The organism is Mycobacterium sp. E3298, assembly GCF_001666895.1.
In the GTDB taxonomy this organism is placed as follows: Bacteria; Actinomycetota; Actinomycetes; order Mycobacteriales; family Mycobacteriaceae; genus Mycobacterium.
Window position 1 is genome coordinate 36,990 of the sequence record NZ_LZJB01000171.1, and the last position, 24,264, is coordinate 61,253.

Here is a 24,264-nt window from a genome sequence, read left to right on the forward strand (position 1 = left end):
CACATCGCCGGACGCGCCGGAAAGGGGCGGTTGGCCAGTGGATACAGTTCGTCCGTGCGAGTTGCCGATCGCGGCACCGCCCATCAAGAGGCCTAGCAGTTGAGTCGAGCGAAGACAGAGAGTCCATGGACCTTTTCGAGTATCAAGCCAAAGAATTGTTCGTCAAGCACAACGTACCGACCACGCCGGGGCGGGTGACCGACACCGCTGAGGGCGCAAGGGAAATCGCGACCGAGGTTGGCGCTCCGGTGATGGTCAAGGCGCAGGTGAAGGTCGGCGGGCGCGGCAAGGCGGGCGGCGTCAAGTACGCGGCCACCCCCGACGACGCCTACGAACACGCGAAGAACATCCTCGGCCTCGACATCAAGGGCCATGTCGTGAAGAAGCTGCTGGTCGCCGAGGCCAGCGACATCGCCGAGGAGTACTACATCTCCTTCCTGCTCGACCGGGCCAACCGCACCTACCTCGCCATGTGCTCGGTCGAGGGCGGCATGGAAATCGAAGAGGTCGCCGCCACCAAGCCCGAGCGGCTCGCCAAGGTGCCGGTGGACGCGGTCAAGGGCGTCGACCTGGCGACCGCGCGTTCCATCGCCGAGAAGGGCCACCTGCCCGCCGAGGTGCTCGACGCCGCCGCGGTGACCATCAACAAGCTGTGGGAGCTCTTCGTCGCCGAGGACGCCACCCTGGTCGAGGTCAACCCGCTGGTGCGCACCCCCGACGACCAGATCCTGGCGCTGGACGGCAAGGTCACCCTGGACGCCAACGCCGACTTCCGTCAGCCCGGCCACGCCGAGTTCGAGGACCGCGACGCCACCGACCCGCTAGAGCTCAAGGCCAAGGAGCACGACCTCAACTACGTCAAGCTGGACGGCGCAGTCGGCATCATCGGCAACGGCGCGGGCCTGGTCATGTCCACCCTCGACGTCGTCGCCTACGCCGGCGAGAAGCACGGCGGGGTCAAACCGGCCAACTTCCTCGACATCGGGGGTGGCGCCTCGGCCGAGGTGATGGCCGCGGGCCTCGACGTCATCCTGAACGACAAGCAGGTCAAGAGCGTGTTCGTGAACGTGTTCGGCGGCATCACCTCGTGTGACGCCGTCGCCAACGGCATCGTGACCGCACTCAACATGCTCGGCGACGAGGCCAACAAGCCGCTCGTGGTGCGCCTGGACGGCAACAACGTCGACGAAGGCCGGCGCATCCTGGCCCAGGCCAACCACCCGCTGGTGATCCAGGCCGACACGATGGACGCCGGAGCCGACAAAGCCGCCGAGCTGGCGAACAAGTAAGGGAGCCAACACATGTCGATCTTCCTGAACAAGGATTCCAAGGTCATCGTCCAGGGCATCACGGGCGGCGAGGGCACCAAGCACACCGCGCTGATGCTGAAGGCCGGCACCCAGGTGGTGGGCGGGGTGAACGCCCGCAAGGCGGGCACCACCGTCTCGCACGTCGACCCGGTCGGCAAGGACGTCGAGCTGCCGGTGTTCGCCACCGTCGCGGAAGCGATGAAGGAGACCGGCGCCGACGTGTCCGTCGTCTTCGTGCCGCCGAAGTTCGCCAAGGACGCGATCATCGAGGCGATCGACGCCGAGATCCCGCTGCTGGTCGTCATCACCGAGGGAATTCCGGTGCAGGACACCGCTTATGCGTGGGCCTACAACGTCGACAAAGGGCAGAAGACCCGCATCATCGGGCCGAACTGTCCCGGGATCATCACGCCGGGCGAGGCGCTGGCCGGTATCACGCCGGCCAACATCACCGGCCCGGGCCCGGTCGGCCTGGTGTCCAAGTCGGGCACGCTGACCTACCAAATGATGTACGAGCTGCGCGATTTCGGGTTTACCACCTCGATCGGCATCGGCGGCGACCCCGTGATCGGGACCACGCACATCGATGCCATCGAGGCGTTCGAGAAGGACCCCGACACCAAGGTCATCGTGATGATCGGTGAGATCGGCGGCGACGCCGAGGAGCGCGCGGCCGACTACATCAAGGCCAACGTCTCCAAACCGGTCGTCGGCTACGTCGCGGGATTCACCGCCCCGGAAGGCAAGACGATGGGCCACGCCGGTGCCATCGTGTCCGGCTCGTCGGGCACCGCGGCCGCCAAGAAGGAAGCCCTGGAGGCCGCCGGCGTCAAGGTGGGCAAGACCCCGTCGGAGACGGCGGCCCTGGCGCGGGAGATCCTGCAGAGCCTGTAGTTCCAATCGAGACCGCGGTTTCGTTCCGTCCCCGGCCATCGGTTAGCCTGTCGAACTAACAGTTGCCAGGAGGTTCGTCATGCCGGTGGATCCGCGTACTCCGGTGCTCGTTGGGGTCGGACAGTTCACCGAGCGCATCGACGACCCCGACTATCGGGGCATGTCGGCGGTCGACCTCGCGACCGCGGCCACGCAGGCGGCTCTCGCGGACGTCGGCGCCAGAGGCGTTGCCAAGGCCGTCGACACGGTCTTCGGGCTACGGCAGTTCGAGATCTCCGGACCTATGCCGGCGACCCTGGGTAAGTCCAACAACTACCCGCGTTCGGTGATCAAGCGGCTGGGCGGCGACCCGGCCCGCGTGGTACTCGAACCGGTCGGGGGGCAGGGCCCGCAGAAGCTGGTCACCGAGGCGGGCAACACGATCGCGGCCGGCGCAGCTGACGTCGTGCTGATCATGGGCTCCGAGCCGGGGTCGACGGCTCGTTACTTCGCGAACCGTGATGACAAGCCCGACTTCACCGAACACGTCGAGGGTCAGCTGGAGGATCGCGGCCACCAGATCTCCAGCTATATCGACGAATACACGATCCAGCACGGCTTGACCGGCGCACCCGTGCAGTACGGGCTGCTGGAGAACGCCCGGCGCGCACGCCTTAAGCGGGGGGTGGCCGACTATCGGCGCGAAATGGCCGAACTGTTCGCCCCGATGTCGAAAGTGGCTGCCAAGAACCCGTTTTCGTCATCGCCGGTCGAACGGTCGATCGACGAGATCATCACTATCACCGACGACAACCGGATGATCAGTGACCCGTATCCGCGTCTGCTCGTCGCCCGTGACCAGGTCAACCAGGGCGCCGCGGCGGTGCTGATGTCGGTGGAAGCGGCGAGGAGCCTCGGGGTGGCCGAGGACAACTGGGTTTATCTGCACGGCCATTCGGACATGGTCGAGCAGGCGATGCTCGACCGCGCCGACTTGGGCGCCAGCCCGGCCGCCGTCCATGCGGCGCACGAAGCGTTGCGGGTAGCCGGAATCGGTGTCGACGACATCGCCACCTTCGATCTGTACAGCTGCTTTCCGTTTCCGGTGTTCGTCATCTGCGAAGCCCTGGGCATCGACGGCGACGACCCGCGCGGCCTGACCCTCACCGGAGGGTTGCCGTATTTCGGCGGCCCCGGCAACAGCTATTCGCTGCACGGCATCGCCGAGACGGTCGCCCAGATGCGGGACAGGCCAGGGGAATTCGGGTTCGTCGGCGCCAACGGCGGCATCATGAGCAAGTACTCGGTCGGTATTTACTCGACCACGCCGGTGGAGTGGCGCGCGGACAACTGTGCGGAGCTGAACAAGGAGGTCGCCGCGCTGCCCAAGGTCGACGTCACGAAAAAGCCGGACGGTGCGGCAACCATCGAGACGTACTCCGTGCGCTACGACTGGCCGGTCCGCACCGGCATCATCGTCGGCAGGCTCGCCGCGGACCGCACGCGATTCATGGCCACCACCGACGACGACGATCTCGTGGCTTTGATGTGCGACGGCGACCCACTCGGTGCGGAGATCTTCGTGTGGTCAACCGACAACGGCAATCGGGCTTCGCTGGGGTAGACCGGCGGTCCCGGCTCCGACCGGCTCACCCGGTCGGACTCCCGCCGCCGGCCGCGCGACACATAAACCACGGAGGCGACACGCCGTGGACGGTCGCCGTGGTTTATGTCTCGCGGGGGTGAATGACGTCGGGGGTGGACCCGGGCGTTAAACCAGGGCGGCCAGCTTGCCCGCCAGCCGTTCGACGTAGGCGGCGACCTCGTCCTCGGACTTGTCCGGCAGGCCGAACAGCACCTCGGTCACCCCCAGCTCGGCCCACTTGGCCAGCTTCTCGGGGATCGGCTTGAAGTCCAGCGCCACGATCTGCGGGGCGCCGTCGCGGCCGGCGGCCGCCCAGATGTCCTGCAACAACTTCACCGGCTCGTCGATGTCGAAGTCGCGCGGCGTGGTGATCCAGCCGTCGGCACTGCGGGCGATCCACTTGAAGTTCTTCTCGTTGCCCGCGGCACCCACCAGCACCGGAATGTGCGGCTGCACGGGCTTGGGCCAGGCCCAGCTCGGGCCGAACTTGACGAACTCGCCGTCGTAGGAGGCTTCCTCTTGGGTCCACAGCGCGCGCATCGCTTCGAGGTACTCGCGCAGGCAGGTGCGGCGGCGTCCGGCCGGCACGCCGTGGTCGGCGAGCTCGTCGGTGTTCCAGCCGAACCCGACGCCCAGGCTCACCCGTCCGCCGGACAGGTGGTCGAGGGTGGCAATGCTTTTCGCCAACGTGATCGGGTCGTGTTCGACGGGCAGCGCGACCGCCGTGGACAGCCGCACCCGCGAGGTGACGGCAGACGCCGCGCCCAGACTTACCCATGGGTCTAGCGTCCGCATGTAGCGGTCGTCGGGCAGCGACGCGTCGCCCGTCGTCGGGTGCGCCGCCTCCCGCTTGATCGGGATGTGCGTGTGTTCTGGCACGTAAAAGGTCGTGAAGCCGTGTTCGTCGGCAAGCTTCGCCGCCGACGCCGGAGAGATGCCGCGGTCACTGGTAAAAAGCACAAGCCCGTAATCCATGGGGAGAATTAGAACGTGTTCTACCTCCGCTGAGCAAGCGGCCGCCGCGCCTGCCGTCCCGGGCGAGGCCCGCGGCACGGATCGCGGTCCAAGCCGGTGGCCACGGCACGGGCGTTCCGAAGTGCGCTAGCGTGGTTGATCGATCGCGTCGCAACGCAACCGCCGGGCACGGCGTTTATGGAACGGCGCGCCCGCAAGCACAGCGTCGCGACCCGACCGTCGCGCCCGGCAAGGCACTTCACAGGCAAAGCAACAGGAGGAGCCAATGACCTACTCGCCCGGTAGCCCCGGATACCAACCCTCGCCGCAGGGCGGCTCCTATGCAGGCGGCACTCCGTCGTTCACCAAGGACGACGACGGCGCCACCAAGCTCCCGCTCTACCTGAACATCGCGGTGGTCGTGCTCGGCCTGGCGGTGTATCTGCTGAACTTCGGGCCGACGTTCACCATCGGCGCCGACCTGGGCCCGGGCGTCGGCGGACGCGCCGGGGACGCCGGCACCGCGGTCATCGTGGCGGTCCTGGCCGCACTGCTGGCCGGCCTGAGCCTGGTGCCCAAGGCCAAGAACTACGCCGGCATCGTCGCGGTCATCGCGGTCCTCGGGGCGTTGCTGGCCATCACCGAGACCATCAACCTGCCCACCGGCGTCTCGATCGGCTGGGCGATGTGGCCCCTGGTGGCGTGCGCCGTGCTGCAGGCGATCGCCGCCGTCGTCGCCGTGTTGTTGGAGGCGGGCGTGATCACGGCGCCTGCGCCGCGGCCCAAGTACGACCCCTACGCCCAGTACGGCCAGTACGGGCAGTACGGGCAATACGGCCAGCAGCCCTATTACGGTCAGCCCGGCCAGCAGCAGTCCCCGCAGCATCCGGGATACGGCTCGCAGTACGGGGGTTATCCCAGCCAGGCCCCGACCCAAACCGCCGTCCAGACGGGCGGTTTCGGCGCCCAGCCCGCGCCGCAGTCCGGCCCTCAGCAGGCCGCGCAGCAAGGACCGTCCACGCCGCCGACGGGGTTCCCCAGCTTCAGCCCGCCGCCCGCGGCCGGTGCGGGCTCCGAGGGTTCGGCGCCCAATTACTCCGGCCAGCCCGGCCAGCAGCCCTACGGCCAGGAGCAGCAGCCGCCTTCGTCGCCGTCTGGTCCAGCGCCGTCCTAACCGTGCGGTTCCGCGCCTAGTCGGGACGTGCGCCGAGAGTGACACGGGTGGAAAACAACCGGCCGGCGGGCGCTCGCCAGGCTCGTGACCTTGTCCGGGTCGCATTCGGCCCTGCGGTGGTGGCCCTGGTCGTCATCGCCGCGGTCACGCTGTTGCAGTTGTTGATCGCCAACAGCGACATGACCGGCGCGTTGGGCGCGATCGCGAGCATGTGGCTCGGCGTCCACCAGGTGCCGATTTCGATCGGCGGCCGCGAACTGGGCGTGATGCCGCTGCTGCCGGTGCTGTTGATGATCTGGGCCACCGCGCGCAGCACGGCCCGCGCCACGTCGCCGTATTCCTCGTGGCTGGTGATCCGCTGGGTCGTCGCGTCGGCCCTCGGGGGTCCCCTGCTGATCGCCGCGATCGCCTTGGCGGTCATCCACGACGCGTCGTCGGTGATCACCGAGCTGCAAACGCCCAGCGCCCTGCGCGCGTTCGCCAGCGTTCTGGTGGTGCACGCCATCGGTGCCGCGTTCGGCGTGTGGTCGCGGGTGGGACGACGGGCCTTGGCGGCGTCGCCGCTGCCGCTGTGGCTGGGCGACGCCCTGCGCGCCGCGTCCGCCGGCGTGCTGGCGTTATTCGGGCTCTCCGGCTTGGTCACCGCCGCCTCGCTGGTGGTGCATTGGGCGACGATGCAGGACCTCTACGGGATCACCGAATCGATATTCGGCCAGTTCAGCCTCACCGTGCTGTCGATGTTGTACGCGCCGAACGTCATCGTCGGCACGTCAGCGATGGCGGTCGGGTCCAGCGCTCACCTCGGCTTCGCGACGTTCAGTTCGTTCACCGTCTTCGGGGGCGACATCCCGGCGCTGCCGATCCTGGCCGCGGCCCCCAGGCCGCCGCTCGGGCCGGTGTGGGTCGCCCTGCTCATCATCGGCGCCTCGTCCGGGGTGGTGGTCGGGCAGCAATGCGCCCGTCGCGCGCTGCCGCTGATCCCGGCGATGGGCAAGCTCCTGGTCGCGTCGGCCGTCGGCGCGTTGGCGATGTGCCTGCTCGCATACGGCGGCAGCGGGCGGCTGGGCAACTTCGGCGATGTCGGCGTCGACCAGGGCGCCTTGTTGATCGGGGTGTTCTTCTGGTTCTCGGTCGTCGGCGGCATCACGCTGGTGATGAGCGGCGGCGTCAGGGCCCGGCCCCGCCGGCCCAGGCCCGCGCCGGCCGCCGCGGAAGAACCGGCGGACTTTGCCGAGGTCTTTGAAGAGCCGGACGCCGACGCCGACGACGAGCCGCCGGTCGGACCTCCCGACCACGACGACGTCGACGGGCCTGGCGCACCGGTCAGCGACGACGACGCATCGCTGGGCGACGACGTCGGCGCCCCGCCGCCCGACGACGCGGAGCCGAGCGCGACCGACCGCGAGTCCGGCGAGTAGCTGCCACTAGGCTCTGTGCTTGTGGCCGAACCGCTCCATGTGCCCCCGAGTGCGCCGGCACGGGTGGTGGTGCTGGCATCGGGCACCGGATCACTGCTGAGCTCGCTGCTCGATGCCGCCGTCGGCGAGTACCCGGCCCGCGTGGTCGCCGTCGGCGCCGATCGCGACTGCCTGGCCACCGAGATCGCCGCGCGGGCGGCGCTGCCGACCTTCACCGCCCGGCTCGGCGACCATCCCGGCCGCGCCGCCTGGGACGCGGCCATCACCGAAGCCACCGCCGCGCACTCACCCGACTTGGTCGTGTCGGCGGGCTTCATGAAAATACTTGGACCACAGTTCCTTTCGCGCTTCTATGGACGGATCATCAACACCCATCCGGCGTTGTTGCCGGCGTTCCCGGGTGCGCACGGAGTGGCCGACGCGTTGGCCTACGGCGTCAAGGTCACGGGTTGTACGGTGCATCTGGTGGACGCCGGGACGGACACCGGGCCGATCTTGGCCCAGCAATCCGTGCCGGTGCTCGACGGCGACAGCGAAGAGACCCTGCATGAACGCATCAAGGTCACCGAACGGAAGCTCCTGGTGGACGTGGTGGCCGAGATCGCGACCGGAGGCCTGACCCTGGTCGGAAGAACAGCGTCGATCGGACGAAAGGCGACCACACGATGAGCACCGACGACTGGCCGGAGACGGCGAAAAGGCCGATCCGCCGCGCGTTGATCAGCGTCTACGACAAGACCGGCCTGGTCGACCTCGCCCGGGGCCTGACGGACGCGGGCGTCGAGATCGTCTCGACCGGATCGACGGCGAAGACCATTGCCGACAAAGGCATTCCGGTCACCCGGGTGGAGGAGCTGACCGGCTTTCCCGAGGTGCTCGACGGCCGGGTCAAGACGCTGCACCCCCGGGTGCACGCCGGCCTGCTCGCCGACCTCCGCAAACCCGAGCACGCCGCGGCGCTCGAGGAACTCGGTGTCGCCGCCTTCGAACTCGTCGTCGTCAACCTGTATCCGTTCAGCGAGACGGTCGATTCCGGCGCCAGCATCGACGAGTGCGTCGAGCAGATCGACATCGGCGGGCCGTCGATGGTCCGCGCGGCCGCGAAAAACCATCCCAGCGTGGCGGTGGTCGTCGACCCGCGCGGTTACGACGGCGTGCTCGCCGCGGTGCGGCACGGCGGCTTCACCCTTGCGGAGCGGAAAAAGCTGGCGGCGCTCGCTTTTCAGCACACCGCGGAGTATGACATCGCCGTCGCGGGCTGGATGGAGTCGACGCTGGCGCCCGAACACCCGCCGACCGCGTTCCCCAAGTGGTTGGGGCGCAGCTGGACCCGATCGACGATGCTGCGCTACGGCGAGAACCCGCATCAGCAGGCGGCGCTCTACGCCGACCCCGGCGCCTGGCCGGGGCTGGCGCAGGCCGAGCAGCTGCACGGAAAAGAGATGTCGTACAACAACTTCACCGACGCGGACACGGCCTGGCGGGCCGCCTTCGACCACGAACAGACCTGTGTCGCGATCATCAAGCACGCCAACCCCTGTGGGATCGCGATCTCGGCGGAATCGGTGGCCGACGCGCATCGCAAGGCCCACGAATGCGATCCGCTGAGCGCCTTCGGCGGGGTCATCGCGGCCAACACCGAGGTCAGCCTCGAGATGGCCGAGTACGTGAGCACCATCTTCACCGAGGTGATCGTCGCCCCGGCCTACGCGCCGGAGGCGCTGGAAGCCCTGACGCGGAAGAAGAACATCCGGGTGCTCGTGGCCTCCGAGCCGCTGACCGGCGGCACGGAGCTGCGGCCGATCAGCGGTGGGCTGCTGGTCCAGCAACGTGACGAGCTCGACGCGCACGGCGACAATCCCGCGAACTGGACGCTGGCGACGGGATCGCCCGCCGACCCGGCCACGCTGACCGACCTGGTCTTCGCCTGGCGGGCGTGCCGCGCGGTCAAGTCCAACGCCATCGTGATCGCCGGCGGCGGCGCGACCATCGGTGTCGGCATGGGACAGGTGAACCGGGTGGACGCCGCCCGGCTCGCCGTCGAGCGGGGCGGCGACCGCGTCCGCGGCGCGGTGGCCGCGTCGGACGCGTTCTTCCCCTTCCCCGACGGACTCGAGACGCTGACCGCCGCCGGGGTCAGGGCGATCGTGCACCCCGGCGGCTCGGTCCGCGACGACGAGGTGACCGCCGCGGCAGCCAACGCCGGCGTCACGCTGTACCTCACCGGCGCCCGCCACTTCGCCCACTGAACGCTCAGCGCGTGGGGCATTCACGCAACGCGTAGCGTGGAGAGGTGCCATCACCCAGCAATCTGCCCCGCACCGTCGGTGAGCTGCGCGCCGCCGGCCATCGCGAACGGGGAGTCAAACAGGAAATTCGGGAAAACCTGCTGACCGCGTTGGCCGAGGGTGACGAGGTCTGGCCGGGCATCCTGGGTTTCGACGACACCGTCCTGCCGCAGCTGGAGCGGGCGCTCATCGCCGGGCACGACTTCGTCCTGCTCGGCGAACGCGGTCAGGGCAAGACGCGGCTCCTGCGCGCCCTGGTCGGCCTGCTCGACGAGTGGACGCCGGTGATCGCCGGGGCCGAATTGGGCGAGCATCCCTATTCGCCGATCACGCCGGAGTCCATCCGCAAGGCCGCGACCCTGGGCGACGACCTGCCGATCGAGTGGCGGCACCGCAGCGAGCGCTACACCGAGAAGCTGGCCACCCCCGACACCAGCGTCGCCGACCTGGTCGGTGACATCGACCCGATCAAGGTCGCCGAGGGCCGCAGCCTGGGAGACCCCGAGACCATCGCCTACGGCCTGATCCCGCGCGCACACCGCGGCATCGTCGCGGTCAACGAGCTGCCCGACCTCGCCGAGCGCATCCAGGTGTCGATGCTCAACGTCATGGAGGAGCGCGACATTCAGGTGCGCGGGTACACCCTGCGCCTGCCGCTGGACGTGTTGGTGGTCGCCAGCGCCAACCCCGAGGACTACACCAACCGCGGCCGCATCATCACCCCGCTCAAGGACCGGTTCGGCGCGGAGATCCGCACGCACTACCCGCTGGAGCTCGACGCCGAGGTCGGCGTCATCGTCCAGGAGGCGCATCTGTCCGCGCAGGTCCCCGACTACCTGATGCAGGTGATCGCCCGGTTCGCCCGGTATCTGCGGGAATCCAACTCGGTCGACCAACGCTCCGGGGTGTCGGCGCGGTTCGCGATCGCCGCGGCCGAGACCGTGGCCGCCGCCGCCCGGCACCGCGGCGCGGTGCTGGGGGAGACGGATCCGGTGGCCCGCGTGGTCGACCTCGGCACGGTGATCGACGTGCTGCGCGGCAAGCTGGAATTCGAGTCCGGTGAGGAGGGCCGCGAGCAGGCGGTGCTCGAGCACCTGCTGCGCCGGGCGACGGCCGACACCGCGTCGCGGGTGCTCGGCGGCATCGACGTCGGGTCCTTGGTTTCCGCGGTCGAGGGCGGTTCGGCGGTCACGACCGGCGAGCGAGTGTCGGCCAAGGACGTGCTGGCCGCGGTTCCCACGTTGCCGGTGGTCGACAAGATCGCCGCCAAGGTCAACGCCCAGTCCGAGGGTGAGCGCGCCGCGGCACTGGAGCTCGCCCTGGAAGCGTTGTATTTGGCCAAGAGGATCGACAAGGTGTCCGGGGAGGGCCAAACCGTCTATGGCTAAACCCGTCTCGAGGGGGCATTCGTCGCGCTATTCGGCGTACACCGGCGGGCCGGACCCGCTGGCCCCGCCGGTGGATCTGCGCGAGGCCCTCGAGCAGATCGGGCAGGACGTGATGGCGGGCACGTCGCCGCGCCGCGCGCTGTCCGAGCTGCTGCGCCGCGGCACCAAGAACACACCCGGCGCCGACCGGCTGGCCGCCGAGGCGAACCGGCGCCGGCGGGAGTTGTTGCGCCGCAACAACTTGGACGGCACGCTGCAGGAGATCAAGAAGCTGCTCGATGAGGCGGTGCTGGCAGAGCGCAAGGAGCTGGCGCGCGCGCTCGACGACGACGCCCGGTTCGGTGAACTGCAGCTCGACGCCCTGCCGTCGTCGCCGGCCAAGGCCGTTCAAGAGCTCTCCGACTACAACTGGCGCAGCAACGAGGCGCGCGAAAAGTACGACCAGATCAAGGATTTGCTCGGCCGCGAAATGCTGGATCAGCGTTTCGCAGGCATGAAGGAGGCGCTCGAGGGCGCCACCGACGAGGACCGTCAGCGGGTCAACGACATGCTGAACGATCTCAACGACCTGCTGGACAAGCATGCCCGCGGCGAGGACACCCAGCAGGATTTCCAGGACTTCATGGACAAACACGGCGAGTTCTTCCCGGAGAACCCCCGCAATGTCGACGAGCTGCTGGACTCGCTGGCCAAGCGCGCCGCGGCCGCGCAGCGCTTCCGCAACAGCCTGAGCCCGGACCAGCGTGCCGAACTGGATGCGTTGGCGCAGCAGGCATTCGGCTCCCCGTCGCTGATGCAGGCTCTGAACCGGCTGGACGCGCATCTGCAGGCTGCCCGGCCGGGGGAGGACTGGACGGGATCCGAACAGTTCTCCGGCGACAACCCGTTCGGGATGGGGGAAGGCACCCAGGCGATTTCGGACATCGCCGAGCTCGAGCAGCTGGCCGAGCAGCTCTCGCAGAGTTATCCCGGTGCCACCATGGACGACGTCGATCTCGATGCGCTGGCACGCCAACTCGGCGACCAGGCCGCCGTGGACGCGCGCACGCTGGCCGAATTGGAACGCGCACTTGTCAATCAGGGCTTTCTGGACCGGGGTTCCGACGGCCAGTGGCGGCTCTCGCCGAAGGCCATGCGCAGGCTCGGTGAGACCGCGCTACGCGATGTGGCGCAACAGCTTTCCGGGCGACGCGGCGAGCGGGACCACCGGCGCGCGGGCGCGGCAGGTGAGCTCACCGGCGCCACCCGGCCGTGGCAGTTCGGCGACACCGAGCCGTGGAACATCTCGCGCACGCTCACCAACGCGGTGCTGCGGCAGGCGGGAACGGCCAGCCTGGACACCACCGGGTCGCTGAACATCACCGTCGACGACGTCGAGGTCTCCGAGACCGAGACGCGCACCCAGGCCGCGGTGGCGCTGCTGGTGGACACCTCGTTCTCGATGGTGATGGAGAATCGCTGGCTGCCGATGAAGCAGACGGCGCTGGCGCTGAATCACCTGGTGTGCACCCGATTTCGCTCGGACGCCTTACAGATCATCGCATTCGGCCGATACGCCCGGACGGTGACGGCCGCCGAGCTCACCGGCCTCGAGGGCGTCTACGAGCAGGGCACCAACCTGCATCACGCTCTGGCGCTGGCCGGTCGGCACCTGCGGCGGCATCCCAACGCGCAGCCCGTCGTGCTGGTGGTGACCGACGGTGAGCCCACCGCCCACCTGGAGGACTTCGACGGCGACGGCACGACCGTGTTCTTCGATTACCCGCCGCACCCGCGGACCATCGCGCACACGGTGCGCGGGTTCGACGACATGGCCCGCCTCGGCGCGCAGATCACCATCTTCCGGTTGGGCAGCGACCCCGGCCTGGCCCGCTTCATCGACCAGGTCGCCCGGCGCGTCGAGGGACGCGTCGTGGTCCCCGATCTCGACGGCCTGGGCGCGGCCGTGGTGGGCGACTACCTCCGGTCTCGCCGCCGCTAGCCCCTCGCGGGGATAGGTGCGCGCCCGACCGGGTACATGGACCGGAGAAGGAGGAGATGCATGAGCAAGGTTCCCACGATCGAACTGAACGACGGTGTGCGCATTCCGCAGCTCGGCTTCGGCGTTTTTCAGATCAAGCCCGACGAGACGGCGGCGGCGGTCAAGACCGCGCTGGAGATCGGCTACCGGCACATCGACACCGCCGAGATGTACGGCAACGAAAAGCAAGTGGCGCAAGGCATCCGCGACGCCGGTCTCGACCGCGCCGACGTGTTCGTCACCAGCAAGCTCAACAACGGCTTTCACAAAGCCGACGACGCGCGCCGCGCCTTCGACCGGACACTGCAGGCTCTGGATTCCGACTACGTCGACCTGTTTCTCATTCACTGGCCGCTGCCCACTCTTTACGACGGTGACTTCGTCTCGACCTGGAAGGTCCTCGAAGAGTTCGCCCGCGACGGGCGCGCCCGCAGCATCGGCGTGTCGAATTTTCAAGTCGCACACCTTCAGCGGCTCGCCGAAGAAACCGACACCGTCCCGTCGGTCAACCAGATCGAGCTTCATCCGTACTTCGGTAACACGGAGGTTCGGTCGTACGGGCGCGAGCACGGCATCGCCACCGAGGCGTGGGCGCCGATCGCTCAGGGCAAGGTGCTCGACGACGCGGTGATCAACCGCATCGCCGCGGCGCGCGGCAAATCAGCGGCGCAGGTGGTGTTGCGCTGGCACATTCAGCGCGGCGACATCGTGTTCCCCAAGTCGGTGACGCCGGAGCGGGTCCAGGAGAACTTCGAGCTTTTCGACTTCGAGCTGGACGACTCCGACATGGACGCGATCTCGGCCCTGGACAAGGGTGAAGCCGGCAGGAACGGGCCCAACCCCGACAAGTTCGACTACGTGCCCGGCTGACGCTAATCGCGCGGCCGGCGGGCCTTGCGAATGATGCCGACAGCGCCCCACAGCGAGAAGCCGCGGATGTTCACCTTGGGTGCGCCCGGGGTGCCCTGGCCGAGGACGCTGCGGTCGAAGTTGCCCATGACGCCGCGGCCGTGGATCTCGACGTTCACTTCGGGCGGCAGCAAAATCTTCGTCGCCCCCATGATCGACATCGCGTGGATGTCGACCTCTGTCGACGTGAAGTCGGCGTAACGCAGATCCACCACGCCGTTGCCCCAGAAGGCGAAGGTGGTGAGCTTCTTGGGCACGTTCCACCGGCCGCGCCGTTCGAAGCCGCTCAACAGGGCCAGCAGCAGCGTGGACGGCGCCGGGTTCGGCTTGGCACCGCGGCGCAGGTTGATCTGTGAGCCCGGCAGATCCGCCCGCAGCTGGTCCAGCTCCTCGTACGTGGTCGCCGCGTACGCCCTGGTCAGGCGGTCTTCGTAGTCCTTCATCTGCAGCCGGCCCTGCTCGGCCGCATACGCCAGCAACTGTGCGAGCTGGATGCGATCAGTGTCGGCCGCGCGCGACGATTCGTCGCGCGTGTCCTTCGCGTCGCGTTGCGCAGAGTTGCTCATTACCCACGAGCCTACGACGTCCGGGTCTTGGTGCAAGACGATTGGTCAAACTGCAACCTTGCGCCGCGCCGGCAGGCTTGCCCGGCCGCCTTTGTTTGACACCTGGCTAACTTGCCCAGCTCGGGGGGCGCTTTTGCAGGAACGCCAGCATGCCCTCGCGCGCTTCGTCGGACACGAAGAGCCGGGCCGATTCTTCGGCGAGGCGCTCGGCGTCGCGGTCGAACCCTTCCAGCACCGCAGCCGTGGTCAACGCCTTGGAGGCGGCCAGCCCCTGGGGCGAACCGCGGCCCACGTCGGCGAGCAGCGCAGCCACCGCCGCGTCGACGTCGTCGGCGGCCATCGTGATCAGCCCGATCGCCGCCGCTTCGTCGGCCCCGAAAGTCTCGCCGGTCAGGTAGTAGCGCGCCGCCGCGCGCGGCGCCAGCTTCGGCAGCAGCGTGAGCGAGATGACCGCGGGGGCGACGCCGATCCGGGCCTCGGTCAGGGCGAAGGTGCTGCGCGGTCCGGCGACGGCGATATCGCACGCGCCGACGAGTCCGAACCCGCCCGCGCGGACGTGCCCGTTGATCGCGGCGATCACCGGCAGGGCCGAGGAGACGATGGCCCGCATCACCGCGGTCATCTCGCGGGCCCGGGCGACGGCCATCTCGAAGGGGTCGTCCCCCGAGCCGGCCGCACTGAGGTCCGCGCCCGCGCAGAACGTGTTGCCGGTATGCCCCAGCACCACCGCGCGCGCGGCGGGGTCCGTCGCGGCGTCACGCAAGCCCTGATGCAGCTGCTCGACGAGCGTGGTCGACAGCGCGTTGCGGTTGTGGGGCGAGTCCAGCGTCAGCCGCGCGAACGGTCCGCCGGTATCGGCCGGACCGGCGTAGTCGACCAGCGTTTCCATCAGTACGACCGGGGCAGGCCCAGCGACGTCTGCGCCACGAAATTGAGCACCATCTCGCGGCTGACGGGGGCGATCCGCCCGAGCCTGGCCGAGGCGAGCATGGCGGCCACGCCGTACTCCTTGGTCAGCCCGTTGCCGCCCATCGATTGCACGGCCTGGTCGACCGAGCGCGTAGCCGCCTCGGCGGCAGCGTATTTGGCCATGTTGGCCGCCTCCGCCGCACCCGCGTCGTCGCCGCTGTCGTACAGCGCGGCGGCCTTCTGCATCATCAGCTTGGCCAGTTGCACCTCGATGTGGCACTGCGCCAACGGGTGCGACAGTCCTTGGTGTGCGCCGATCGGCGTGCCCCACACCTGCCGGGTCTTGACGTAGTCGGCGGCCTTCTCCAGAGCGAACCGTCCCATCCCGACCGAGCTGGCGGCGCCCATGATCCGCTCGGGGTTCAGGCCCGCGAACAGCTGCGCGATCGCGGCGTCCTCGGAACCGACCAGCGCGTCCGCCGGCAGCCGGACATCGTCGAGGAAGACCTGGAACTGCCGTTCGGGGCTGATCAGCTCCATTTCGATTGGCGTATAGGTGAATCCGGGGGCATCGGTGGGCACCACGAACAGGGCCGGCCGCAGCTTTCCGGTCTTAGCCTCCTCGGTGCGGCCCACCACCAGGACGGCCTGCGCCTGGTCGATGCCCGAGATGTAGACCTTCTGACCCTTGAGGATCCAGTCGCCGCCGTCGCGCCGGGCGGTGGTGGTGATCTTGTGCGAGTTGGAGCCCGCGTCGGGCTCGGTGATCGCGAAGGCCATCGTCAGGGTGCCGTCGGCGATGCCGGGAATCCAGCGTTTCTTCTGCTCCTCGGTGCCGAACTTGCTGATGATCGTGCCGTTGATGGCCGGCGAGACGACCATCAGGAGCAGCGCGCTGCCCGCCGCCGCCATCTCCTCCATCACCAGGGACAGCTCGTACATGCCGGCGCCGCCGCCGCCGTACTCTTCGGGCAGGTTCACCCCGAGGAAGCCGAGCTTGCCCGCCTCCGACCACAATTCGTCGGTGTGTTCGTGCGCCCGGGCCTTTTTCAGGTAGTACTCGCTGCCGTAGTTGGCGGCCCAGGCGGCCACCGACTTACGCAGGGCCTGCCGCTCTTCGCTTTCAATGAAGCTGGTGTCGGTCATGCTGGATCTCCTTCTGCTTGCGGCGCCTCGACGCGCGCCAACACGGTGCCCACCTCGACTTGCTGGCCGGTCTGGACGTTGAGTTCGGCGAGGACGCCGTCGGTCGGCGCGGTGATGGTGTGTTCCATCTTCATGGCCTCGAGCCAGATCAAAGCCTGCCCGGCATTGACGGCGTCGCCGACCGCGGCGCCGATCCGGATCACGTTCCCTGGCATGGGCGCGACCAGCGAACCCTGTTCGACGGCCGAGCCGGGCTCCGGGAAGCGCGACAGCGCGACCAGGCGGACGGGCCCCCGCGCCGAGTCGATGTAGACGCCGTCACCGTATCGAGCGACCGTAAAGCCGCAAGCCACCCCGGAGCCGTCAGCCAGCACGACCTCGCCCGGCGTGGCCGAGACCAGCCGCACCTGCTCGTCGTGCGCCAACAGCAATCCCGATCTGCCGAAACGGTATTCGACCTGGTGCTCGCCGCCGTCGGCGTCGCGGTAACTCTTCACCTGGTAGCCGGAGGCCAGGTTGCGCCAGCCGCTGGGCAGCGATCCCAGGACGGGGGCCCCCGCGCGGTTGCGCGCGGCGTCGGCGCGCGCGGCGGCGATCGCCGACAACCGGACGGTGTCGCCACCGGCGAGCGGCGCCGAGAGTTCCTGCAGTCCGTGCGTGTCGAAAAACGCGGTGTCGGTGGCGCCGTCGAGAAATGCGGGGTGGCGCAGCACGTTGACCAGCAGCTCGCGGTTGGTGCGCAGGCCGTGCAACCGGGTGCGGGCGAGCGCATCGGCGAGCACCAGCGCCGCTTGCCGGCGCGTCGGCGCGTACGAGATGACCTTGGCCAGCATCGGGTCGTAGTGAATGGACACCGTGGATCCCGCGACGACGCCCGAATCGAGGCGGATGCCCGTTCGGTGCCCAAGCGTGCGGAATTGCGACTGGACCGCCGGCACGTCGATGCGGTGCACGCGGCCCGCCTGCGGCTGCCAGCCCTGGGCGGGATCCTCGGCGTAGAGGCGGGCCTCGATCGAATGCCCTTGCGCGGCGGGTGGTTCGGCGTCGAGGCGATCGCCGTTGGCGACGGCGATCTGCAGTTCGACGAGGTCGAGCCCGGTGGTCTCCTCGGTCACCGGATGCTCGACCTGCAGCCGGGTGTTCATCTCCAGGAAGTAGAACTCGCCGTCATCGTCGGCGAGGAATTCGACGGTTCCGGCGCCCGTGTATCCGATCGCCCCGGCGGCGAGCCGGGCCGCGTCGAAGAGCCTGGCCCGCATGGCAGGGGTGCGCTCGACCAGGGGAGAGGGGGCCTCCTCGATGATCTTCTGGTGCCGGCGCTGAATCGAGCATTCCCGTTCTCCGACGGCCCAGACCGTGCCATGCGTGTCAGCCATGACCTGAACCTCGATGTGGTGCCCAGTGGGCAGGTAGCGCTCGCAGAACACGGTCGGGTCGCCGAACGCGGACTGCGCCTCACGGCGGGCCGCTTCCACTTCGCCTGCGAGAGCGGACAATTCGCGCACCACCCGCATCCCGCGGCCGCCACCGCCGGCGGAGGCCTTGACCAGCACCGGAAGCTGCGCCTGGGTCACCGTCTCGGGGTCGAGCTCGTCGAGCACCGGAACGCCGGCGGCGGCCATCAGCTTCTTGGACTCGATCTTGGAACCCATGGCCCGCACCGCATCGACCGGCGGTCCGATCCACATCAGGCCCGCGCCCCGCACGGTCGCCGCGAAATCGGCGTTCTCCGAGAGGAACCCGTACCCCGGATGCACAGCGTCGGCGCCCGCGGCGCGGGCGGCCGCGATGATCGCTTCGGCGTTGAGGTAGTCGTTGGTCTTGGCCAGCCGCACCCGGGCGTCGGCCTCGGCGACATGGGGCGCGTCGGCGTCGGGGTCCGTGTAGACGGCGACGGTGCCCAGGCCCAGCCGCCGGCAGGTGGCGAAGACCCGCCGGGCGATCTCGCCGCGGTTGGCGACCAGCACTCGAGTAACCATGGGGCTCACATCCGGAAGACGCCGAAGTTCGACGTCCCCTTGATCGGGCCATTGGCAATGGCGGACAGACACATTCCCAAGACGGTGCGGGTGTCGCGCGGGTCGATCACCCCGTCGTCGTAGAGCATCCCGGACAGGACCAACGGCAGCGACTCGGCCTCGATCTGCCCCTCGACGGCGGCCCGCATCGCGGCGTCCGCCTCCTCGTCGACCTGCTGGCCCCGCGCTTCGGCGGCGGCCCGCGCCACGATCGACAAGACGCCGGCAAGCTGAGCGCCGCCCATCACCGCGGATTTCGCGCTGGGCCAGGCGAACAGGAACCTGGGGTCGTAGGCGCGGCCGCACATGCCGTAGTGGCCCGCGCCGTAGGAGGCGCCGATCAACAGCGAGATGTGCGGGACGGTCGAGTTGGAGACGGCGTTGATCATCATCGAGCCGTGCTTGATCATCCCGCCCTCCTCGTAGTCTTTGCCCACCATGTAGCCGGTGGTGTTGTGCAGGAACAACAGCGGGGTGTTGGAGCGATTGGCCAGCTGGATGAATTGGGTAGCCTTCTGCGATTCCTCGCTGAAGAGCACGCCGCGCGCGTTGGCCAGGATGCCCAGCGGATAGCCGTGCAACCGGGCCCACCCGGTCACCAGCGACGACCCGTACATGGCCTTGAATTCGTCGAATTCGGAGCCGTCGACGATGCGGGCGATCACCTCGCGGGGGTCGAACGGGATACGCAGGTCCGCGGGCACGATGCCGATCAGCTCCTCGGCGTCGAACAACGGATCCGCGACCGGCCCGGGCGCGGGGCCCTCCTTGCGCCAGTTCAGCCGGGCGACGATGCGGCGCCCGATGCGGATGGCGTCGAGCTCGTCGACGGCGAAGTAATCCCCCAAACCGGAGACGCGGGAATGCATTTCGGCGCCGCCCAACGACTCGTCGTCGGACTCCTCGCCGGTGGCCATCTTGACCAGTGGGGGACCGGCCAGGAACACCTTCGACCGCTCCTTGATCATCACCACGTGGTCGGACATGCCGGGAATGTAGGCGCCGCCGGCGGTCGAGTTGCCGAAGACCAGCGCGATGGTGGGGATGCCGGCCGCCGACAGGCGGGTGAGGTCGCGGAACATCCGCCCGCCGGGGATGAAGATCTCCTTCTGGGTGGGCAGGTCCGCCCCGCCCGATTCCACCAGCGAGATGACCGGCAGCCGGTTTTCGAACGCGATCTGGTTGGCCCGCAAGATCTTCTTCAGCGTCCACGGGTTGCTGGTGCCGCCCTTGACGGTCGGGTCGTTGGCGACGATCAGGCATTCCACGCCGGACACCACTCCGATGCCGGTGACGGTGCTGGCGCCGACGGTGAACGCGCTGCCGTAGGCCGCCAGCGGGCTGAGCTCGAGGAACGGGGAATCGGGGTCGACGAGCAGCTCGATGCGTTCCCGGGCGGTCAGCTTGCCTCGGCCGTGGTGGCGCTCGACATACTTGGGCCCGCCACCCGCAAGCGCTTTGGCGAGCTCGGCGTCGATCTCCTCGAGCCGGGAAGTCGCCGTCGACGCCGCGTCGGTGTAGGCGGCGGATTGCGGGTCCAGCGTGGACTGCAGCACGGTCATGATTGGTATCCAAGCGTTTTCGCGGCCAGTGCGGTCAGGATTTCGGTGGTGCCGCCACCGATGCCGAGGATCCGCATGTCGCGGTATTGGCGTTCGACTTCGGATTCGGCCATGTAGCCCATCCCGCCGAACAGCTGGACGGCCTGGTTGGCCACCCATTCGCCCGCCTCGACGGCGGTGTTCTTGGCGAAACACACCTCGGCGATCAGATTCGTCTCGCCGGCCAGCTGTCGCTCGACCACGTGGCGGGAGTAGACCCGCGCGACGTCGATGCGCCGGGCCATCTCGGCCAGCGTGTTCTGCACCGACTGCCGGGAGATCAGCGGCCGACCGAAGGTTTCGCGGTCGCGGCACCACTGCACCGTCAGGTCCAGGCACCGTTGGGCGCTCGAATACGCCTGTGCGGCAAGGCCGATCCGTTCCGCGACGAAGGCCTGCGCGATCTGCAGGAATCCACTGTTCTCGGCGCCGACGAGGTTGGCCGCCGGAACTCGGGCGTCGACGAAGGACAGTTCGGCGGTATCGGAGGACCGCCACCCCATCTTGGCCAGCTTGCGGCTCACCTCGAAGCCCGGCGTTCCCTTTTCGACCACCAGCAGCGAAACGCCCGCGGCGCCCGGACCGCCCGTGCGCACCGCGGTGACGACGTAGTCGGCGCGCACCCCGGAGGTGATGTAGGTCTTGGCGCCGTTGACCACGTAGTGATCACCGTCGCGCACCGCCGACGTTCGCAGGTGCCCGACGTCCGAACCGCCGCCGGGCTCGGTGATCGCCAGCGCGCCGATCTTGTCGCCGGCCAGCGTCGGCCGGACGAACTCCTCGATCAGCCGCGCATCGCCGGAGGCGATCATGTGTGGCACCGCGATGCCGCAGGTGAACAGCGACGCGAACACGCCTCCCGGGGCGCCGGCCTGATGCACCTCCTCACAGATGATCACCGCGTCGGCGCCGTCGCCGCCACCCCCGCCGACCGCCTCGGGAAAGTTCGCCCCCAGCAGGCCGGCCGCCCCGGCGCGACGGTGCAGCTCACGCGGCAGCTCCCCGACGCGCTCCCACTCGTCTGCGTGGGGCAGGATTTCGCGTTCGGTGAAGGAGCGCACCGTCTTTCGCAGCTCTTCGCGCTCCGGCGTCGTCCACAGATTCATAACAACCTTTCGGGGATGTCGACGTGGCGGCCGCGCAACCATTCGCCCAATCCCTTGGCCTGCGGGTCGAACCGCGCCTGGTAGGCGACGCCCTGGCCCAGGATGCCGTCGATGACGAAGTTGACCGCGCGCAGGTTGGGCAGCAAGTGGCGGGTGACGACGAACTCCGCGGCCTCGGGCAGCAGCTCCTTGAGCAGCTCGACGGTCAGCGTGTTGGCGAGCCACCGCCATTGCTCGTCGGTGCGAACCCAGACCCCGACGTTGGCCGAGCCGCCCTTGTCGCCGCTGCGGGCGCCGGCGATGCGGCCCAGCGGCACCCGGCGGGTCGGGCCGTCGGGCAGCGGCTCCGGCAGGGGTGGGGGCTCGGCGGGCGCGAGCTCCGAAGTCTCGGTGGCGCAGTCGATTTCCACCCGGGTGCCGTCGGCGTGCACCGCGACGTGGGGCACCTCCTTGGCGTCGACGTAGCCGGCGGTGAACACGCCGTAGACCTGACCGTCGCCCGGTGGGGCGGTCACGTGAAAGCCCGGATAGCTGGCGAGAGCCAATTCCACGGCGGCCGAGGAGAACTGGCGCCCGACGTTGGCGGGGTCGGGGTCGCGGACCACGCAGTGCAGCAGCGCGCTGGCGGCTTCCTCGGTGTCGGCGTCGGGGTGGTCGGTGCGGGCCAGCGACCACTGCAGCTCCGCGGGCTTGACGGTCAGCGCGGCGTCGAGCTGCCGGCGCACCAGGTCCGCCTTGGCCTCGATGTCGAGACCGGTCAGCACGAAGGTCATGGAGTTGCGGAATCCGCCGATGCTGTTCAGCGACACCTTGTAGGTGGGCGGCGGCGGTTCGCCGCGCACGCCGTGGATGCGCACCCGGTCGGGGCCGTCGGGGGACAGCTCGACGGTGTCCATCCGCGCGGTGACGTCGGGGTTGGCGTAGCGGGCGCCGGTGATCTCGTACAGCAATTGCGCGGTGACGGTGTCGACGCTCACCAGCCCGCCGGTGCCGGCGTGCTTGGTGATCACCGAGGAGCCGTCGGGGTGCACCTCGGCCAGCGGGAAGCCGGCGTGGGTCAGGTCCGCGACCTCCGTGAAGAAGGAGTAGTTGCCGCCGGTGGCCTGCACGCCGCACTCGATGACGTGGCCGGCGACCACCGCGCCGGCCAGCCGGTCGTAGTCGGTGCGGCCCCAGCCGAAGTGCGCGGCGGCGGCTCCGACGATCACCGAGGCGTCGGTGACCCGGCCGGTGACGACCACGTCGGCGCCGTCGCCCAGGCAGTCGACGATGCCCCACGCGCCCAGGTAGGCGTTCGCGGTCAGCGGGCTGCCCAGCCCGAGGTCGGCGGCGCGCGCCAGCAGGTCGTCGCCTTCGACGTGGGCGACCCGCGCGGGAATGCCGAGGCGCTCGGCCAGGACGCGTATCGCGGCGGCCAGCCCCGCCGGGTTGAGTCCGCCGGCGTTGGCGACGATGCGCACACCCCGATCGCGGGCCTCCCCGAGACAGTCCTCGAGCTGGATCAGAAACGTCTTGGCGTAGCCGCGCTCGGGGTGCTTCATCCGGTCGCGGCCCAGGATCAGCATGGTCAATTCGGCCAGGTAATCGCCGGTGAGGTAGTCCACGTCGCCGCCGGTGAGCATCTCGCGCATCGCCGACAGCCGGTCGCCGTAGAACCCGGAGCAGTTCGCGATCCGGACCGCGTCACGACCAGGAGCTGAGGCCATGCAGTCCTCCAATCTGCGTTTCACCGGTGAGCGCAAACCAACCAACCAACCGGTAGGTTAGCGGGTCGCGCCAGTGTCACGTCAAGGACGCCCCTCGCCTCCGACGTCGAGATTGCCGCCACGCTCGTGGACGGCGCCCGGATCACAACCGCCATGGCCATCTCGGCGCCAGAGGGCTTCGTTTTGGTGCCCGGCAGGCCACCGACTATCCTGGGAGCAATCGTCGCACGTTCGGCCGCACCGGCCACGCCGCGCGACAAGCCCCCGACACGAGGAGTTAGGCCCGACCATGGCCGTACCCAAGCGCAGGATGTCGCGCGCGAACACCCGTAGCCGTCGCGCGCAGTGGAAGGCCACCAAGACCGAGCTCGTCGGTGTGACGGTCGCCGGCCAGAAGCACAAGGTGCCCCGCCGGCTGCTCAAGGCGGCCCGGCTCGGTCTGATCGACCTGGACCGGCGTTAGTTAATCTCGGCAAATACCCGGCGCGCCTCTCAGCCGGCTCTCAGGCGTCGGGACGACACTAGGCCCGTGCGGATACTGGTCGTCGACGACGATCGCGCAGTGCGTGAGTCGCTGCGCCGATCGCTTTCCTTCAATGGCTACTCGGTCGAGTTGGCCCATGACGGGCTGGAGGCGCTCGAGATGATCGCGAGCGACCGGCCCGACGCGCTCGTGCTCGACGTGATGATGCCGCGGCTGGACGGGCTCGAGGTCTGCCGTCAGCTCCGCAGCACCGGCGACGACCTACCCATCCTGGTGCTCACCGCCCGTGATTCGGTCTCCGAGCGCGTCGCCGGGCTCGACGCCGGCGCGGATGACTACCTCCCCAAGCCGTTCGCGCTCGAGGAACTGCTGGCCCGCATGCGGGCGCTGCTGCGCCGGACCAAGCCGGACGACGACGACGCCGAATCGGTGGCCATGCAGTTCTCCGACCTGACGCTGGACCCGGTGACCCGCGAAGTCACCCGCGGGCAGCGCCAAATCAGCCTTACGCGCACGGAATTCGCCTTGCTGGAAATGTTGATCGCCAATCCGCGCCGCGTACTCACCCGCAGCCGGATCCTGGAAGAGGTGTGGGGCTTCGACTTTCCCACTTCCGGCAACGCGCTGGAGGTCTACGTCGGCTATCTGCGCCGCAAGACCGAGGCCGACGGCGAGCCACGGCTGATCCACACGGTGCGCGGCGTGGGCTATGTCCTTCGGGAGACGCCGCCGTGACCAGTCACATCCCG

General features: G+C 69.0%; 20 protein-coding genes. 12 read left to right on the forward strand and 8 right to left on the reverse strand.

The features are described 5' to 3' along the window. Nucleotides 1–125: 125 nt before the first annotated feature. The 3 genes from sucC (at nucleotide 126) to A9X05_RS08130 (ending at nucleotide 3,807) form a co-directional block, all read left to right on the forward strand. A complete protein-coding gene (sucC, locus tag A9X05_RS08120) occupies nucleotides 126–1,289 on the forward strand; it encodes an ADP-forming succinate--CoA ligase subunit beta (protein ID WP_067758160.1) in 1,164 nt (387 codons plus the stop codon). A 12-nt stretch (nucleotides 1,290–1,301) separates the two neighbouring features. Then, entirely contained in the window at nucleotides 1,302–2,204 is a 903-nt protein-coding gene (gene sucD, locus A9X05_RS08125) for a succinate--CoA ligase subunit alpha (RefSeq protein ID WP_067758157.1), read from the forward strand. A gap of 79 nt (nucleotides 2,205–2,283) precedes the next feature. After that, nucleotides 2,284–3,807: an acetyl-CoA acetyltransferase gene (locus A9X05_RS08130; protein ID WP_067758155.1), complete on the forward strand. Its 1,524-nt coding sequence runs from the start codon at nucleotides 2,284–2,286 to the stop codon at nucleotides 3,805–3,807. Nucleotides 3,808–3,954: 147 nt separating this feature from the next. On the opposite strand, the gene A9X05_RS08135 is transcribed toward A9X05_RS08130, so the two are convergent. Beyond that, nucleotides 3,955–4,803, reverse strand: coding sequence for an LLM class F420-dependent oxidoreductase (locus A9X05_RS08135; protein WP_067758152.1), 849 nt, complete (start codon nucleotides 4,801–4,803; stop codon nucleotides 3,955–3,957). 265 nt (nucleotides 4,804–5,068) lie between these two features. On the opposite strand from A9X05_RS08135, the gene A9X05_RS08140 reads away from it, so the two are divergent. From A9X05_RS08140 to A9X05_RS08170, 7 genes are read left to right on the forward strand one after another with little or no spacing between them, the layout of a single operon-like run. Continuing rightward, complete coding sequence (locus A9X05_RS08140) at nucleotides 5,069–5,956, forward strand: DUF5336 domain-containing protein (RefSeq protein ID WP_067758149.1); 888 nt, start codon at nucleotides 5,069–5,071, stop codon at nucleotides 5,954–5,956. Nucleotides 5,957–6,003: 47 nt separating this feature from the next. Continuing rightward, complete coding sequence (locus A9X05_RS08145; protein WP_067758146.1) at nucleotides 6,004–7,374, forward strand: DUF6350 family protein; 1,371 nt, start codon at nucleotides 6,004–6,006, stop codon at nucleotides 7,372–7,374. Nucleotides 7,375–7,395: 21 nt separating this feature from the next. After that, nucleotides 7,396–8,043, forward strand: coding sequence for a phosphoribosylglycinamide formyltransferase (gene purN, locus A9X05_RS08150; RefSeq protein ID WP_067758200.1), 648 nt, complete (start codon nucleotides 7,396–7,398; stop codon nucleotides 8,041–8,043). After that, entirely contained in the window at nucleotides 8,040–9,623 is a 1,584-nt protein-coding gene (gene purH / locus A9X05_RS08155; RefSeq protein ID WP_067758143.1) for a bifunctional phosphoribosylaminoimidazolecarboxamide formyltransferase/IMP cyclohydrolase, read from the forward strand. The genes purN and purH overlap by 4 nt, the downstream gene beginning before the upstream one ends. A gap of 44 nt (nucleotides 9,624–9,667) precedes the next feature. Then, the gene (locus tag A9X05_RS08160) at nucleotides 9,668–11,050 is read left to right on the forward strand and encodes an ATP-binding protein (protein WP_067758140.1); all 1,383 of its coding nucleotides are present in this window, start codon (nucleotides 9,668–9,670) and stop codon (nucleotides 11,048–11,050) included. Then, nucleotides 11,043–13,031 (forward strand): VWA domain-containing protein, encoded by a 1,989-nt coding sequence (locus A9X05_RS08165; RefSeq protein WP_067758138.1) that lies wholly within the window; start codon nucleotides 11,043–11,045, stop codon nucleotides 13,029–13,031. The genes A9X05_RS08160 and A9X05_RS08165 overlap by 8 nt, the downstream gene beginning before the upstream one ends. A 60-nt stretch (nucleotides 13,032–13,091) precedes the next feature. Continuing rightward, a complete protein-coding gene (locus tag A9X05_RS08170) occupies nucleotides 13,092–13,940 on the forward strand; it encodes an aldo/keto reductase (protein WP_067758135.1) in 849 nt (282 codons plus the stop codon). 2 nt (nucleotides 13,941–13,942) lie between these two features. Here the strand turns inward: A9X05_RS08170 and A9X05_RS08175 are convergent, their stop codons facing one another. The 7 genes from A9X05_RS08175 to A9X05_RS08205 all read right to left on the reverse strand — a co-directional run bounded on the left by A9X05_RS08175 (nucleotide 13,943) and on the right by A9X05_RS08205 (nucleotide 23,031). Continuing rightward, complete coding sequence (locus tag A9X05_RS08175; RefSeq protein WP_067758132.1) at nucleotides 13,943–14,545, reverse strand: DUF1707 domain-containing protein; 603 nt, start codon at nucleotides 14,543–14,545, stop codon at nucleotides 13,943–13,945. A gap of 106 nt (nucleotides 14,546–14,651) precedes the next feature. After that, nucleotides 14,652–15,434, reverse strand: coding sequence for an enoyl-CoA hydratase family protein (locus A9X05_RS08180; RefSeq protein WP_067758129.1), 783 nt, complete (start codon nucleotides 15,432–15,434; stop codon nucleotides 14,652–14,654). Continuing rightward, nucleotides 15,434–16,600, reverse strand: coding sequence for an acyl-CoA dehydrogenase family protein (locus A9X05_RS08185; protein ID WP_067758127.1), 1,167 nt, complete (start codon nucleotides 16,598–16,600; stop codon nucleotides 15,434–15,436). Before A9X05_RS08185 ends, A9X05_RS08180 begins: the two co-directional genes overlap by 1 nt. Next, nucleotides 16,597–18,579, reverse strand: coding sequence for a biotin carboxylase N-terminal domain-containing protein (locus A9X05_RS08190; protein ID WP_067780533.1), 1,983 nt, complete (start codon nucleotides 18,577–18,579; stop codon nucleotides 16,597–16,599). Before A9X05_RS08190 ends, A9X05_RS08185 begins: the two co-directional genes overlap by 4 nt. Nucleotides 18,580–18,584: 5 nt before the next feature. Further along, nucleotides 18,585–20,174: an acyl-CoA carboxylase subunit beta gene (locus tag A9X05_RS08195; protein WP_156675576.1), complete on the reverse strand. Its 1,590-nt coding sequence runs from the start codon at nucleotides 20,172–20,174 to the stop codon at nucleotides 18,585–18,587. 2 nt (nucleotides 20,175–20,176) lie between these two features. Then, nucleotides 20,177–21,325, reverse strand: a complete 1,149-nt coding sequence (locus tag A9X05_RS08200; protein ID WP_067780538.1) for an acyl-CoA dehydrogenase family protein — start codon at nucleotides 21,323–21,325, stop codon at nucleotides 20,177–20,179. Beyond that, on the reverse strand, nucleotides 21,322–23,031 hold the full coding sequence (locus A9X05_RS08205; RefSeq protein WP_067780541.1) for an acyclic terpene utilization AtuA family protein: 1,710 nt from the start codon (nucleotides 23,029–23,031) through the stop codon (nucleotides 21,322–21,324). Before A9X05_RS08205 ends, A9X05_RS08200 begins: the two co-directional genes overlap by 4 nt. 289 nt (nucleotides 23,032–23,320) lie before the next feature. Between A9X05_RS08205 and rpmF the strand changes: the two genes are divergently transcribed. Both rpmF and mprA read left to right on the forward strand, forming a co-directional pair. After that, nucleotides 23,321–23,494, forward strand: coding sequence for a 50S ribosomal protein L32 (rpmF, locus tag A9X05_RS08210; protein WP_007168835.1), 174 nt, complete (start codon nucleotides 23,321–23,323; stop codon nucleotides 23,492–23,494). Between the two features lie 66 nt (nucleotides 23,495–23,560). Further along, nucleotides 23,561–24,250 carry a two-component system response regulator MprA gene (gene mprA, locus A9X05_RS08215; protein WP_067271149.1) on the forward strand — a complete coding sequence of 230 codons (690 nt, stop codon included), beginning with the start codon at nucleotides 23,561–23,563 and terminating at the stop codon, nucleotides 24,248–24,250. Nucleotides 24,251–24,264: the final 14 nt, after the last annotated feature.

Coding starts and splice junctions, on each gene's coding strand:
- A9X05_RS08175 (WP_067758132.1), bottom strand. CDS start 14,545: ATGAGCAACTCTGCGCAACGCGACGCGAAGGACACGCGCGACGAATCG.
- A9X05_RS08140 (WP_067758149.1), top strand. CDS start 5,069: ATGACCTACTCGCCCGGTAGCCCCGGATACCAACCCTCGCCGCAGGGC.
- A9X05_RS08200 (WP_067780538.1), bottom strand. CDS start 21,325: ATGAATCTGTGGACGACGCCGGAGCGCGAAGAGCTGCGAAAGACGGTG.
- sucD (WP_067758157.1), top strand. CDS start 1,302: ATGTCGATCTTCCTGAACAAGGATTCCAAGGTCATCGTCCAGGGCATC.
- A9X05_RS08205 (WP_067780541.1), bottom strand. CDS start 23,031: ATGGCCTCAGCTCCTGGTCGTGACGCGGTCCGGATCGCGAACTGCTCC.
- A9X05_RS08130 (WP_067758155.1), top strand. CDS start 2,284: ATGCCGGTGGATCCGCGTACTCCGGTGCTCGTTGGGGTCGGACAGTTC.
- A9X05_RS08180 (WP_067758129.1), bottom strand. CDS start 15,434: ATGGAAACGCTGGTCGACTACGCCGGTCCGGCCGATACCGGCGGACCG.
- sucC (WP_067758160.1), top strand. CDS start 126: ATGGACCTTTTCGAGTATCAAGCCAAAGAATTGTTCGTCAAGCACAAC.
- A9X05_RS08135 (WP_067758152.1), bottom strand. CDS start 4,803: ATGGATTACGGGCTTGTGCTTTTTACCAGTGACCGCGGCATCTCTCCG.
- A9X05_RS08190 (WP_067780533.1), bottom strand. CDS start 18,579: ATGGTTACTCGAGTGCTGGTCGCCAACCGCGGCGAGATCGCCCGGCGG.
- A9X05_RS08165 (WP_067758138.1), top strand. CDS start 11,043: ATGGCTAAACCCGTCTCGAGGGGGCATTCGTCGCGCTATTCGGCGTAC.
- rpmF (WP_007168835.1), top strand. CDS start 23,321: ATGGCCGTACCCAAGCGCAGGATGTCGCGCGCGAACACCCGTAGCCGT.
- purH (WP_067758143.1), top strand. CDS start 8,040: ATGAGCACCGACGACTGGCCGGAGACGGCGAAAAGGCCGATCCGCCGC.
- A9X05_RS08170 (WP_067758135.1), top strand. CDS start 13,092: ATGAGCAAGGTTCCCACGATCGAACTGAACGACGGTGTGCGCATTCCG.
- A9X05_RS08185 (WP_067758127.1), bottom strand. CDS start 16,600: ATGACCGACACCAGCTTCATTGAAAGCGAAGAGCGGCAGGCCCTGCGT.